We start from the raw sequence: 14,792 nt of genomic DNA on the forward strand, positions 1-14,792 counted from the left end.
TTGAATAACCGGTCCTCGATAAAATTATGTCGAAAGAAAAGCCATGGTTTGCGATCCGCAAGTCGCTGTCTCCACAGCGGCAAACGATCCTGACCCTTTGCTCCTTCCTCCTGCCGGTTTTGGTATGGTGTGTGGTGAGTTACGTGCCGTTTATCTGGCATCCCGATATGGTGGTCACGATTTCCGCCGATCGGAGCGACGTCACCACGGTTTACTCGGCCGGGGATCGTCTTCCCCGCCATAAGGAAAGCGAGAACGATTTCGCTTTTGAAGATTTTGCCGAAGCGGTCCGGGTTCAGAACCAAGGAATCGTCGAGGCGCGTGAAGCCGGAACTCCGATCGAGACTTCTCGGCGCACGAATAAAAAGGTATTGCGTCACTTGGCACCTGTGGGAGTCGCCGAAGGCTGGCTCGACCGCGATCAAGCCACTGACGATGCCGCCATTTATCAACTTTGGGGCGAGATCGCCCGTGGGGAAAAGGTTCCTTCGAAGGTTCCTCTTTCCGAAGAAAACAAGCAGATCGTTCAGGAAAATTGGGACATTCTCAGTGGAATTAGCGATACCTATGAGTCGAAGGAGATCCCTTCCGAGGCACTATTGAGTCTGGTTCCTCAAGGAAAACCCTCCAATCCGGTCTATGTGCCGCCTCCGCACGAGGTAATAGAAACGGGTTGGTATGACTGGACCCGCGAGCGGGACCCTTCGAAACCGGGGATGCCGGACCGCTATGTGCACTCATTGAAAATTGTTTTTGGAGGATTTTTCCTCTCCTGTTTGATCGGAATCCCTCTGGGCGTCCTGAGCGGCACCTACGACTTCTTTGCCAAACTGGTAGAGCCGTTCACTGACTTTTTCCGCTACATGCCGGCGCCAGCCTTTGGAACGGTGCTGGTGGCGATCCTCTCGGTTTACGATGCACCGAAGATTGGCCTCGTTTTTCTGGGGACCTTTTTTCAGATGGTCCTCGTGATCTCGAATACCACCCGGACGCTGGATCGTTCTCTCCTCGAGGCGGCCCAAACCCTGGGCGCTAAGAGTCGTCAGCTCATGCTGAGGGTGATCATTCCGGGGATTCTTCCCAAGCTCTACAATGACCTGAGAATCCTTTTGGGATGGGCCTGGACGTGGCTCGTGATTGCCGAGCTTATCGGAACCAAGTCCGGTCTGACCGAATTTATTGAAACGCAGGGTCGATTCCGGAACTTCGACAGCGTTTATCCAACAATTATCGTCATCGGACTCACCGGCTACATCACCGACCAAATCCTCGCGAGCATCCGACCGATCATTTTCTCCTGGGACCCTGAGCATTCTGGGAAGAAGCCGATGTGGATCTTCCGTGGATTTCTCTGGTTGATTGATCGCGACTGCTATGAACCGACTCCGGCGGAGAGCAAACCACTGGCCTCACGCCGCTAACTCACTCAACCGAAAACGCTTATGTCAGAAGAGTTTAAATTACCGAGCTACCGCGAACAGAGTCCAAAGGTAGCCGAACGTTTCCGGAAAATGTACTCCCGTCCGGTGAAGATGGAGATCAAGGGATTGTCCAAGACGTTTCAGACCTCCAAGGGGACCACGACCGCTTTGAAGGGGATCGACTTCAGTATCTATCATCGCGAATTCGTTTCGGTGATCGGCCCCTCGGGGTGTGGGAAATCGACTCTCATCCGGATGCTTGCCGGGCTCGATTTTCCCACTGGTGGAGAGGCCCTACTCGAAGGGAAGCCAGTGACGGGACCGGGAAGTGATCGGGGAATGGTATTTCAGGGCTATACGCTTTTCCCTTGGTTGACGGTGAAGAAGAACGTGATGTTCGGGCTTGAGCTGTCGGGGAAATCGGGTTCGGCCGTGGAGTCGGAGGCACGGTCCTGGATCAACATTGTCGGACTGAGCGGGTTTGAGGATTCCTATCCCAGCCAGCTCTCCGGGGGGATGAAGCAGCGGGTGGCGATTGCCCGGGCTTTGGCGAACAATCCGAGAATCCTTTTCATGGACGAACCTTTCGGGGCTCTCGATGCGCAGACCCGGTCCCAGATGCAGGCTTACCTCCTGCAGATCTGGAAAAACGTCGATGTGACCATCATGTTCGTCACTCACGATCTGGACGAAGCCATTTATCTCTCGGACCGTATTCTCGTTCTCAAGGCAAATCCAGGGGAAGTGAATGAAGTCATCGAAGTGCCAGTGCCGCGTCCGCGCACGCCCGAGCAATTTATTTCGCCCGAGTTTCTGGCGACCCGCAAGCGTTTGGAGGAGTTGATTCATCCGAAGGGCGCTCAGGAAGAGAAAGAACTGCCTGTTGTGCGGATGGTCGGAGCGGAGGACGAGGTCGAGTAATGACGAACAGGAATGCACAGACCGATTGGAGCCAACTCACTTGGCCGGAGATTGAGGAATTGCTCAATGAAGGGCAGACTGGGGTGATTCTGCCGATCGGTGCGACCGAGCAGCACGGACCCCATCTCGGAGTGGGGATGGATAGTGCGCTGGCCGAGCGGTTGGCCCGTGGTGCCGCGGAGGCCACTGGCGTTCCCTGTCTCCCGACGATTCCTTACGGGTGCTCTTTGGGGCACTCTCACCGCTGGCCGGGAACGCTGGCTCTCCGTCCCCAAACGCTGATTGAAGTGATCGTGGATCTGGGCCGCTGGCTTTTTCAATCCGGATTCACTCGTTTATTCATCGTGAACGGACACGTGGGGAACCGTTCCCCGCTTCGCTGCGCACTCGAGATTCTCCGCGCGGAGTGCGAGGACTTTAAAATCGCTATTTTCACAACCGGAACTCTGAGTCCACGAGTTCAGGATGCATTCGATGTCGATGCGAAAGACTGGCACGCGAACGCTGCCGAGACATCATTGATGATGCATCTTTTCCCGGATCTGGTCCGGGAAGACCTTCTGAAGGATTCGGATGATCCGGACCGAACGGAGAATTGCGTCTTCGCTCACCCAGTTAACCGGACCAGTAAGAATGGAGTGACCGGGAAGCCCTCCGCAGCTTCCAGCGAGATGGGGGCGAGCTTGTTCGAACAAATGGTCGAAGACCTGAGTGAGCAGATTTGCCGAGGAATTTCGGAGCGTTCTCCTTTGGACGTATCCTTTCAATAACTACTGAAAAATACCAATATTATGAGTCTATCTGAATACAAAGCTCTGCCGTATTCCCGTGCTCGCGGGGATGCCTTCGGCAGCCTTCCCTCGGACGAGGAAATCGATAAAATCCATAAGGAGCTGGAAGCCGCCGGGGTAAAATACACCGTAGGTGCATACGTGGACATCCACGGGGTTCCTAAGGGGAAATTCGTTCCTCTGTCCCATTTTAAGCACTTTGCCAAGGGTTCGGAACTCTACACGGGCTACGCTCTCGATGGTCTGGGCCAGAGTCCGAACGACGACGAGATCTGCTCGATTCCGGACCTCGGCCACATCATTCAACTGCCCTGGCAGCCTGAAGTGGCTTGGATGCCCGCCGACAATGGGTTTAAGGGAGAGCCTTACGAGGTGAATTCTCGTGTGGCGCTGCAAAAAGTCCTGAAAAAGGCGAATGACATGGGCTTCGGGATGAACCTCGGGGTGGAGCCGGAAATCTTTGTCATCCGCAAGAATGAGGATGGCTCGATCGAGGTGCCGGATGCCGAGGACAAACTCGTGAAGAGTTGCTACGACGTGCGCTGCTTGATGACCCGTTTCGAGTGGATCGACAAAATGTCGACGACCATCGATGCGTTGGGCTGGGAGCTCTACTCGCTCGACCATGAGGATGCCAACTCGCAGTTCGAGTTCGATTTCAAGCATTGCGACGCTCTGACGATGTGTGACCGCTTGATCTTCTTGCGGATGATGGCCAAGCAATATGCGGAAGAAGAGGGCCTTGTCGCCACCTTCATGCCGAAGCCGTTTGCGAATAAGACGGGAAGTGGTGCCCACTTTAACATGTCGCTCTATGACCTCGAGACCGGAGGAAATCTCTTTGAAGATCCGAACGACCCGCGGGGACTGGGCCTGAGCAAACTCGGATACCAATTTGTCGCCGGGATCCTTCGCCATGGACCAGCCCTATGCGCCGCTTTTGCGCCGACCGTGAACAGCTACAAACGTCTGGTGCGTCGCGGATTGATGGCTTACTACTCGTGGGCACCGGTTTTCAACTCTTACGGACGCAACAATCGCACAAACTCGGTCCGGATTCCGATGGGCGGGGGACGTGTCGAGTCGCGCAATGCCGATTCCTCCTGCAACCCTTATCTTGCGGCGACGCTGGTGTTGGCTGCAGGCCTTGAAGGAATCGCCGAAGATCTCGATCCGGGCAATCCTCAGGAAGTGAATCTCTACGAGCTCGATCAAGCCGGTTTGGCAGAGCGCGGCATTCAGGAACTTCCACGGACTCTTCACGAAGCGGTTGAAGCCTTTGCTGCGGATCCATTCGTCACCGAAACCCTTGGCGAAGAGCTGCGTAATGAATTCGTCTCTTACAAGAGCGAGGAGTGGATCCAGTATCACCAGCGGGTTAGCGCCTGGGAGATCGAGGAATACGTGCAAAAGTTTTAGTTTTGGCCTGTCGGTATTACTAATTGTTTAAAAAATAATATTGTCCTGAGAATTGCTACGCTTAGTTTATGAAGCGTATGAGTGAGCCCATCGAAAGAATCAGCCTCTCCATGCCTCGCAGCCTTGTGCGGCAATTGGATGAAATGATCGAAAGGAGAGGCTTTGAGAGCCGATCCCAAGCGATCTCGACCATGATCCACCAGCAAGTGGCGGAGCATGCCGAGGACTTGGGCAACGAGGTGACGACCGGGACGATCAATATTGTTTACGAGCACGGGCGCAATAATCTGAAGAAGCGCTTGGCGGAGATCGAATACGAGAATATCGCGGAAGTCATCAGCTCGCTCCATATTCTCCTCGAAAGCCAGCAAACGTTGGAAGTGATCCTGGTTCAGGGACCGGCCAGCAAGCTGCGACAGATAGCGAACGAACTCATCAGCTGTAAAGGGGTGCGGAGTGGAACCCTGAATATCCACTCCGCTGTCATCCCGCAGCTGCACGCGAAGAATTGATTCAACCAAAAGAAGATATGAGCCAATCAAAGAAGAACCTGTTCAGTCGGGAACTGGGCGGTGGACAAATGTGGTCGAAAGTCATTGGCCGGGGGAAATGCCTCCGGATGACTGACCTCGAGGGAGGGGCGAACGTCGGTATGCTTCTCTACAATGCGCTGGAAAAAACGGAGCGTTACAACATGCCGGACACTCTCAAGGGGCAGAAGATTTTCTATCTCCGGGAGCCATATTGCCTGCACTCGGACATGGGGCGAATCCTTGCCTCGATTGTCGAAGACGGTCCGGGCTGGCACGACACGGTTTGCGGCACCTCTCTTCCCTCCCTCGTCGAGGAGAAGTATGGTAAGAAAGACTACCAGGAAGCGCACAACGATTGGTATCGTGCGGGTCGGGAGTTGTTTCTTATCGAGCTCGGAAAATGGGGGCTCGGTGAGCGGGATTTAGTCCCGAACATCAACTGGTTCAGCAAGATTGCCCCGGACGAGGAGGGGAAGCTTTCCTACGTTCCCGGTCATTCGACTGCGGGATCCTCGGTAACGATTCGCTTCGAGCTCGACTCGCTCGTGGTCCTCAACACCTGCCAGCATCCTCTCGATCCGAATCCCCGTTATGAGCCGAAACCGGTCAAATTGGAGGTCTTTGAAGCCGATCCGGTTACGAGTTACGACCCGAGTCGACTGGTGCGTCCGGAAAATGAACGGGCATTCCAGAACACCGAAGACTATAACCTTCTACGCTTCTAGATGATGAGTAATTTGACTGAAAGCCAACTACTGCCAGAGAACGCGGTTTACGAACATACCATCCGGGCCGGAGATCACTGGATGCGGCGTATCGAAAAAGGGCAGACCTTTCGCATCCTGGACCTCAAGGGAAACCAGGCGGCGGACACGCTCTTCTACAACGCTGAGGATCCGGATGATCGCTACAGTGCTTCGGATACGATCGCGGCGCAAGGGGCGCTCTACCTGACGACGGGAACGCGGTTGATGTCCACGCGGGGGACTGAGCTATTGAAGATTGTCGCGGATACCTGCGGGCGTCACGACACTCTCGGTGGCGCCTGCTCCCGCGAGAGCAACACCATGCGCTATGCCCACGACAAGGAGCATATGCATGCTTGCCGTGACAGTTTTCTCCGGGGCGTACAGAGCTGGTGCCATCACATGGATAAGCGCGATGTGACTTGTAACATCAACTTCTTCATGAACGTTCCGGTGACTCCTGAAGGAGAGCTCGACTTCGCTGACGGGATCTCGGCTCCTGGCCGGTATGTTGAGATGGTGGCGAGTTGCCCGGTGATCGCCTTGATCTCCAACTGTCCTCAATTGAACAATCCGTGTAACGCCTACAATCCGACACCCGTTCAGGTTCTCATCTGGGACTGATCGCATCCGGATTTCTAGACGAAAGCGAGAGACTCTCGACTTCCCCCCATGTTTAAAAAGATACTGATAGCCAATCGCGGCGAGATCGCCGTTCGCATCATTCGCACTGCCCAGAAGCTTGGAGTTCAGACCGTAGCGGTCTATTCCGACGCAGACCGGAATGCTCCCCATGTCTCTATGGCGGATGAATCCGTGCGGGTAGGGCCGGCGCCGGTTTCGGAAAGCTATCTGAATCAGGCGGCGATTGTGCAAGCCTGTGTCGACACTGGGGCCGAAGCGGTTCATCCGGGCTATGGTCTCTTGAGCGAATCCGCTACCTTCGCCGAGGCTTTGGAAGCGGCGGGGATCGCCTTTGTCGGACCCAGGCCCGAGCATCTGCGCAATTTTGGGCTGAAGCACACGGCCCGTGATCTGGCGGTGGATTCGGGAGTGCCTTTGGTGCCGGGGACCGATCTGTTGACCAGCCTCGCTGAGGCGCAGGCGGAGTCGGAGAAGATTGGCTATCCGATCATGCTCAAGAGCACGGCAGGCGGAGGAGGGATCGGAATGCAGATCTGCCGCAGCGCTGAAGACCTTGCCGAAGCGTTTGAGCGGGTCAAACGATTGGGGCAGTCCAATTTCGGCGAAGGGGGTGTTTTTCTCGAAAAGTATATCGAGCGAGCGCGCCACTTGGAGGTTCAGATCTTCGGGGATGGAAAGGGTGGGGCCGTATCGCTCGGTGTCCGGGATTGTTCCGCTCAACGCCGGAATCAGAAAGTCATTGAGGAGACTCCGGCCTCTGGAGTGCCGGAAGAGGTCTTGGAGGGATTGCAGTCGTCGGCTGTGAAACTGGCCGAATCTGTAAAGTATCGGTCTGCCGGGACCGTCGAGTTTATCTATGATGTTGGGGCCCAGGGCTTCTACTTCCTCGAGGTGAATACACGCCTCCAGGTTGAGCACGGAGTTACGGAACAGGTTCAGGGCGTCGATTTGGTCGAGTGGATGATCGCCTTGGCGGCGGATGAGCTTTCTTCGCTCGCACTTCCGGATAACCGACCGGGAGGGCACAGCATCGAAGCTCGCATTTACGCAGAAAATCCCCTGCAGGATTTTCGTCCCTCGAGCGGCCTGCTCAATCATGTTCAATTTCCGGAAGGCGTTCGATGCGATCATTGGATCGCGTCCGGAGCGGAGGTGAGTCCTTATTACGATCCCTTGCTGGCGAAGATCATCGTTCATGAAGAATCCCGCGAGGAGGCCCTTCAGGCTTTAGAGAAAGCGCTGCGGGATACGGAACTCTACGGCATTGAGACGAATCGGGAGTATTTGATCGCCTTGGCCGGAAGCTCCTTGTTGGCGGAGAATGAGATGACGACCCAATCGTTGGCCTCTTTCGCTTATGAGCCGCGGATGATTGACGTTTTAAAACCCGGCACCCAAACGACCGTGCAGGACTTTCCGGGACGCCTTGGCTACTGGGATGTTGGAGTCCCACCGTCCGGACCGATGGATTCCCGATCGTTCCGTTTGGGGAATCGCCTCCTTGGAAACGATGCGGATGCTGCGGGCCTGGAAATCACGGTTCAAGGACCCAAGCTTCATTTTCACTCGAGCACGACGATCGTTCTTACCGGAGCGACGACGGACGCCACCGTTGATGGTGATCCAATAGACTTCTGGGGGCCGGTTGTGATCGAGGCGGGTTCGGTGCTCGATGTGGGGCAGGTGAGTGATGTCGGGATGCGGGCTTATCTCTGCATCGCCGGGGGATTCGATGTCGCCGAATATCTGGGAAGCAAATCCACTTTTACCCTCGGTCAGTTTGGCGGACACGGGGGGCGGGCTCTACAGACTGGCGATGTTCTTCATTTTAATGGTCCATCCGGGTTGGCCGTTTCCGAAGAGCTGCCGGAAGCATTGCGTCCGCAGTGGTCGAACCATTGGTCGATCAAGGTCTTATACGGCCCGCACGGTGCTCCGGACTATTTCACTCCGGAGGATATTGATACCTTTTTGAACACGGATTGGGAGGTGCACTTCAACTCCGCCCGCACCGGAGTTCGGCTCATCGGTCCGAAGCCCCAATGGGCCCGCACCGATGGAGGCGAGGCGGGGCTTCACCCTTCCAATATTCACGACAACGCTTACGCGGTCGGGGCTGTGGACTTTACGGGCGATATGCCGGTGATTCTCGGTCCGGACGGGCCGAGTCTGGGGGGCTTTGTTTGTCCGGTGACGATTGCCGCGGCGGAGTTGTGGAAGATCGGTCAACTGAAGCCAGGCGACACAATTCGTTTCGAGTGCGTCACCCAAGAAGAGGCAACCCGGATGTTGGAGGCGTCAGAAACTCTGCTTCAGGACCTCAATGGTCCAGACGTCGTTCCGGAGATTCATGTTCCAGTCGGCGATGAAGCGATCCTTGTCGACATGGGGGAAGGGGATGACCGCTGGGTGGTTCGCCAGTCTGGAGATGATAACGTCTTGATCGAGTTTGGTCCGCCGGTTCTGAACCTTCGGCTTCGGTTTGCCGTGCACGTCTTTTACGAGGCCTTGAAGGAGGATCTCTTCGAGGGAATTATCGACCTGACCCCGGGAATACGCTCTCTGCAGGTGCATTTTGACAATCGGAAGGTGAGCCGGGCTGCAGTTCTGGAATGGGTGAGGAATAAGAAGGAAGGCTTGGGTCCATTGGAGGATCAGACCGTGCCCTCGCGGATCGTTCATCTACCTTTGTCCTGGGATGACCCGGCAACCCAGAAAGCGATAGACCGCTACATTACCTCGGTTCGAGACGATGCTCCTTGGTGCCCCTCGAATCTGGAGTTCATCCGCCGCATGAACGGGCTCGATTCGATTGAAGACGTGAAGAAGATCGTTTTTGAGGCGAGCTATGTAGTTCTCGGTCTCGGTGATGTTTACCTCGGAGCTCCGGTGGCAACACCGTTGGATCCGCGACAGCGTCTGGTAACCACCAAATACAACCCTGCCCGCACCTGGACGCCGGAGAACGCGGTTGGGATCGGCGGAACTTATCTCTGTGTCTATGGGATGGAGGGACCGGGTGGATACCAGTTTGTGGGAAGGACGCTTCAGATGTGGAATCGCTACGGTTCGTCGGAGTCATTCCACGACGACACGCGATGGCTCCTTCGGTTCTTTGACCAGATTCGTTTTTATCCCGTATCGGCGGAAGAGCTCTTGGAGATCCGTGAAGATTTTCCGAACGGACGATATCCAATTCGTATTGAAGAAAGCTCCTTCTCGCTGGCCGAGCACGAAGCCATGCTCGAGCGCGAGGCGGACAGTATCGCCGAGTTTAAGGAAAAGCAGCAGACTGCATTTAATGAAGAGCGCTCGCGGTGGAATGAGGCGGACCAAAAGTCGGCTCAGCAGGAAGTCGTTGATTCCGACGAAGTTGATACCGAACTTCCCGAGGGGGTGGAAGCGGTGGAGAGCCCGGTTGCAGGGAGCCTCTATCAGATTCTGGTCGAGGAAGGAGACTCGGTCGAAGAAGGACAAGCGGTCTTAATTGTCGAATCCATGAAGATGGAGATCACAGTCACCAGCCCCAATGCCGGAACCGTGCAGTCTATCCTCAAACAGCCGGGTCAACCGATCAAACCGGGTGAAATCTTGCTCGGGGTCGACCCGTCCTGATCGAGAAATGAGGTCCCGGTAGGTCGGCGGGCGACTTCCGGGAGGTCACAAACCCTATTGAGGGTCTTCAACCATTTCCCCGACGATGAAGATGGAACCCGTGTGCCAGCGGTTGGGCTCGTATTTTTCGGGGGACTTTTCGATGTCGTCGCGATTTCGTTCGAAGAGGACTTGGCTTTTGTCGAATTCTTCGTCGAGTACGCGAATGGTGAACTCATGCTCGGAGTCGTCGATTCCATCGGCAATGCCGAGAGTAGAGAGTCGGGAGTAGGTGCAGTATCCGTCCATCCGGGTCTTTTCCTTGGATTGTCCGTCAATCGTGATCTCGAGCACGGCTGCATCGGGGCCAAGAAGGTCATAGACCATGGCTTTGGAGCCTTTGAAGCGGAACGACAAGGTTGCACCGGGGTTGAGGCGGTAGAGAGGGTTCAGGCGTGATCCAAACCGTTTGGCGAGAGGATCTCCCATTTCGCTCAAATTTTCGTAGGGACCGTCGAGCATCTCTTCGGTGATCGTGATTTGCTGGGCATCCTCGAAGTTGTCCTCGCGGATAGGAGTGCCAATCTCATGGGGACTGACTTCGGTGTTTTCGCGTAGCTCTTCCATCGCCCGGATGAGGGCTTGGGTGTAGAGAACATGGCCCGTTTCGGGATAGGGGTGGACGCCGTCCTTGGAAAAGATGATCCGGCCTTCGTCATCGGTGGCGAGTTCGGCAGACTCGTTGAGCTCATCGCCAGAGACCTGGGTCATGGGTGCAGTGGTCTTCATGACGAGTTTGCCATCCTTTTCGAGCTTGGCCGCCTCAAGTCCCATGTGTACCGAGGGGATTCCGTAGTAATCGGCAACGCTTTCCATGACGCTGGCCGAGCGTTTCATCTTCCCGTTTGCGAGTTGCTTGGAATCGCGGAACGTCATCGTGTAGACAAAACAGATGTCGGTTTCGGGGGAGGCTTTCCAGGTCTTGCGGACGATGCCTTCCATCGCCTTCACGATGCGATCCGGAGGTGTTCCGGCATCGTTCACGGCAAACTCTACGAAGAGAAGGTCGGGTTTTTGATTCAGGGCGTCGTTCTCGAGACGGAAAACTCCGAGGGTGGATCCGGTCCCCCCAATCGCGGCGTGAATTTGGTCGACCTTTGACTTGGGAAATTGTTCGCGAAACCATTCGAGGCTCTGAACCCGCCAGCCGCTCTGAGCGGTGATGCTCCCTCCCAAATAGGCGATGGTGACAGGTTCACCGTCTTCCAACTTCTGGAAGAAATTAGGAAGCCCGTCGCGCGGGGTAAATTCAACCGCATCGACTAGCGGATAATCGGCTTCAGCGCCTTGGGCACCGGTCACGATGGAGAGGAGACCAAAGGCGATTGAACAAAAGAGGCTTTTTGCGAAACGGGGGGAGGGATTTTGCTTCATGAAGTGGAAAAGGATGGCTTTTGACTCGGAGCGAATCAACCGGATTCCAAGTCTTCCTTCTAGAGGCCGAGTACTTTCCGGATTTCTTGGGTTCGAATGGGCTTAAGAAAGAATCCATCCATACCAGCCTCAATGCATCGTTCCCGGGTTCCTTGAACTGCATTTGTCGTAATGGCGTAAATTCGTACGGGTTTGGCTTGGGTTAGCGGATGCGCTCCTTCGGCTTCCAGTTCCCGTATTTTTTGGGCCAATTCGATCCCGGAGGGGCCAGGGATTTGCAGATCGAGAAAGACGAGATCGAATCGTTTCTTTTGGAGGATGGAAATGGCTTCATCTCCGTTCTCAACCATTTCGGTCTTAAGATCCAAACGGTTTAGAAAGGCCTGCATGAGTCGTCGGTTTGCCGGGTTGTCCTCTACGACGAGAGTATTCTTTGGCTTCTCATCATGGGGCACCGACTCTTTTTCTGTTGCTTCTGGTTCGGCCGGAGAGGGCGCCAACTCCATAATGGCATCTTTAATCTGAGACCTCGTAAATGGACGGTCGATTCGCTGACAATCGGCCGGCAGTTTTCCCAAAACATCTTCCGCCAGGGCAATGAAGAGGGTGGGTGGGTGATTTGGAATTTCAGATTTAAGAGCTGATGGACGAATCAGGTCCGAGTCGAGGATGAGGAGATCATACCTGCTCCTCGAAAGCTCCTTCTTCGCCCTTCCGAAACTGCGGGCTTCATAGACGAGGAGACCGATATTTCTCAGCGTGATGGCCGTCTGCTGACGATCGATCGGATTGAGGTCGCAGAGCAGGACCAATTTCCCCCGGATCGATCCGGTCGAGGATTCTGGCAGAGGGGTGCCTTTGCTTGAAGGGGTGTGTAGAGGAATGCTGAAGGTGAAGGTCGATCCTTTTCCCAGCTCACTCCGGAGACTCATAGTGCCTCCCATCGCTTGGACCAGGTGATTGGAAATCGCGAGCCCGAGTCCGGTCCCACCATACTTGCGGGTCATCGAAGAATCGGCTTGGTGGAACGGCTTAAAGAGGAGACCCTGCTGCTCCTCGGAGATGCCAATACCGGTATCGTGGACTGAGACGACGAGGTTCGGAGCCAAGGATGGATCCTGTGACGTTTTTACGGAAACAAAGACTTCTCCCTCCGGAGTGAACTTAATGGCGTTGCCGATGAGGTTGATGAGAATTTGACTGATCCGGTGCGGGTCGCCGATGATTTGCTTCGGTACGGAATTATCGTAGTAGGAACGTAGTGAGAGCCCTTTCTCTTCGGCTTTGGGCCTGAGCAGGTCAAATGATTGGTTGAAGTGGCTACGAATTTCAAAGTCGAGAAATTCCAGGTCAATTTCGCCAACTTCGATTTTCGAGAAATCGAGAATATCGTCGATTAGGTGGAGTAAGAGGTCTCCACTGGTTGAAATGTGTCTGAGGAAGAGACGTTGTTCCTCGTCGAGCTCGGTGCTGTCGAGGAGCTCGGAATACCCAATGACCGCATTCATCGGTGTGCGGATCTCATGGCTCATTGTCGCGAGAAAGCTGGACTTTGCCCGGTCCGAGGCCTCCGCCTCCCGGCGTGCTTCCTTGAGCTGGCGCTCATATCGTTTTTGTTCGCTGATGTCTTGGATCTGGGCAATGAAGTGGTCCGGGGTTCCATCTCCATGGCGAACGAGGGAAACGGAAAGGAGAGCCCAGACGACGTGCCCTTCTTTGTGGACGTATCTTTTTTCCAATTGATAGGAAGATCTTTTCCCCGCGACTAGCTCATTCAGGAGTCTGATGTCGGCATCGAGATCGTCGGGAACGGTGATATTTTGAAAGGTTTCGGCCAAAAGCTGTTCCTCGGGGTATCCAAGAATCTTGCACAATGCCGAATTGGTTTGGATAAACTTTCCTTGCGGAGAAACCAGAGCCATGCCAATCGCAGCATTTTCGAAGGCGCTGCGGATGTAGTCTTGAGCCTGGGTTTTGTTGAATTCCAGTTCCTTCCGTTTTGAAACATCTGTGTGCGTTCCCACGGCACATATGGGACTCCCCGAGGAATGTCGGGAGTAGATTTTTCCTTTGGTGAGGATCCAGATATAGGAGCCGTCTGGTTGGCGAAATCGGCACTCAGTGTAATACTCTTCTATTGTTTCCGATCGCAATCCTTCTGCAGATCGGAGGACCGTTTCAACATCGTCGGGGTGAATGTAGCTCGAAAGATAATCGAGAGAGAAAGTTTTTTTCTCCCCGTCTAAGCCCAGTAATTTCTTACCGGTCTCACAAATGAGAAATTCGTCTTTTTCGAAGTCCCACATCCAAGCCCCCTCTCCAGCGCATATGAGAGCAATGCGCCATCCGCTCTGAGGATCTTCGTCGAATCGAATCTCGCTAGTCATTGTTCTGCCTCAAAATTAATAAATCTCCATCCGAGGATATTTAAGCGCTTTTGAATTATCCGCCCCAATGGGAAAGTACTAAATAAGAAATTATAATCCAAAGGAAGAAGAACTCAAATCGTCTTCTTGGATGGGCGGAAATCGTTTCTCTAGGCCGCGTGGACAAATTCAAATTTAATCCAATCTACTATTGCAGAGAGAGTTACGAATCCGAGGAAGGTTTGGGGGAGTTGCTCGTATCGTGTAGCGACTCTTCTGTATGATTTTATTCTGCAGAAGAAGTTTTCGACGATTCTTCGAAGCCTACCGATTTCCTTGTCGTAAGAGATCGTCTCTTTTCGATTCGCTTTAGGAGGGATGACGCAGAACCCTCCCGCCGATTCAATATGACTTCTGATGCGGTTGGCATCATAGGCCTTGTCGGCGAGAACGAACTTGGCTTTCAAGTTCTTGGGAAGGGTTTCGATGGCACTGACACTGTCGTGTTCATTGCCGGGAACCAAGACAAGGGAAACGGCTCTTCCGGCAAGATTTACCACAGCAGAGAGTTTTGTATTTCTGCCACCTTTGGTTTTTCCAAGTTTTTGTTGTTCAGAATCTAAGGGACTCCGGGAAGCGTCCTGATGAGCCTTGATATGGGAGCCGTCCAGCATCAAGGCGATTTCGTAGTCAGAGTGCTGTTCCGTAAGATTCTGCAGAATCCATCCCCACATGCCTGAACCACACCAGCGGCGAAAACACCGCCAAACACTGTTCCATTTTCCATAACGTTCAGGCAACTGATTCCAAATCGAGCCCGTGCACAATATCCACCAAATCCCATTGAGCGTAGCGTCAAGGTTTCCAACCGGACGCCCTCGGTGGCTTCCTACCTCAGTGCGATATAGGTTGTTAATTTTTT

Annotated in this window: 11 protein-coding genes; 8 read left to right on the forward strand and 3 right to left on the reverse strand. The window is 54.3% G+C overall.

Annotated elements, in window-relative coordinates; genetic code table 11:
- The first annotated feature begins 26 nt into the window (after positions 1-26).
- From H5P30_RS11615 to uca, 8 genes are all read left to right on the forward strand, one after another.
- Complete coding sequence (locus H5P30_RS11615) at positions 27-1,421, forward strand: ABC transporter permease (protein WP_185693108.1); 1,395 nt, start codon at positions 27-29, stop codon at positions 1,419-1,421.
- Positions 1,422-1,442: 21 nt separating this feature from the next.
- Entirely contained in the window at positions 1,443-2,342 is a 900-nt protein-coding gene (locus H5P30_RS11620) for an ABC transporter ATP-binding protein (RefSeq protein ID WP_185693109.1), read from the forward strand.
- Positions 2,342-3,112, forward strand: coding sequence for a creatininase family protein (locus H5P30_RS11625; protein ID WP_185693110.1), 771 nt, complete (start codon positions 2,342-2,344; stop codon positions 3,110-3,112). The genes H5P30_RS11620 and H5P30_RS11625 overlap by 1 nt, the downstream gene beginning before the upstream one ends.
- 21 nt (positions 3,113-3,133) lie before the next feature.
- Positions 3,134-4,552 carry a type III glutamate--ammonia ligase gene (glnT, locus tag H5P30_RS11630; protein ID WP_185693111.1) on the forward strand — a complete coding sequence of 473 codons (1,419 nt, stop codon included), beginning with the start codon at positions 3,134-3,136 and terminating at the stop codon, positions 4,550-4,552.
- Positions 4,553-4,629: 77 nt separating this feature from the next.
- On the forward strand, positions 4,630-5,064 hold the full coding sequence (gene nikR / locus H5P30_RS11635) for a nickel-responsive transcriptional regulator NikR (RefSeq protein WP_221774351.1): 435 nt from the start codon (positions 4,630-4,632) through the stop codon (positions 5,062-5,064).
- A 17-nt stretch (positions 5,065-5,081) separates the two neighbouring features.
- Entirely contained in the window at positions 5,082-5,810 is a 729-nt protein-coding gene (locus H5P30_RS11640) for an urea amidolyase associated protein UAAP1 (protein WP_185693113.1), read from the forward strand.
- A complete protein-coding gene (locus H5P30_RS11645; protein ID WP_185693114.1) occupies positions 5,811-6,455 on the forward strand; it encodes an urea amidolyase associated protein UAAP2 in 645 nt (214 codons plus the stop codon).
- A gap of 48 nt (positions 6,456-6,503) precedes the next feature.
- Entirely contained in the window at positions 6,504-10,091 is a 3,588-nt protein-coding gene (gene uca, locus H5P30_RS11650; RefSeq protein WP_185693115.1) for an urea carboxylase, read from the forward strand.
- Positions 10,092-10,145: 54 nt separating this feature from the next.
- Here uca and H5P30_RS11655 read toward each other — a convergent pair whose 3' ends face one another.
- The 3 genes from H5P30_RS11655 to H5P30_RS11665 form a co-directional block, all read right to left on the reverse strand.
- Positions 10,146-11,504 carry an SGNH/GDSL hydrolase family protein gene (locus H5P30_RS11655; protein ID WP_185693116.1) on the reverse strand — a complete coding sequence of 453 codons (1,359 nt, stop codon included), beginning with the start codon at positions 11,502-11,504 and terminating at the stop codon, positions 10,146-10,148.
- A 59-nt stretch (positions 11,505-11,563) separates the two neighbouring features.
- A complete protein-coding gene (locus H5P30_RS11660; RefSeq protein WP_185693117.1) occupies positions 11,564-13,891 on the reverse strand; it encodes a PAS domain-containing hybrid sensor histidine kinase/response regulator in 2,328 nt (775 codons plus the stop codon).
- A gap of 149 nt (positions 13,892-14,040) precedes the next feature.
- Positions 14,041-14,792 (reverse strand): IS5 family transposase (locus H5P30_RS11665; RefSeq protein WP_185693118.1); only part of this gene is annotated, 752 nt, incomplete at its 5' end.

Origin of the sequence: Puniceicoccus vermicola, from assembly GCF_014230055.1 — a bacterium.
In the GTDB taxonomy this organism is placed as follows: Bacteria; Verrucomicrobiota; Verrucomicrobiia; order Opitutales; family Puniceicoccaceae; genus Puniceicoccus; species Puniceicoccus vermicola.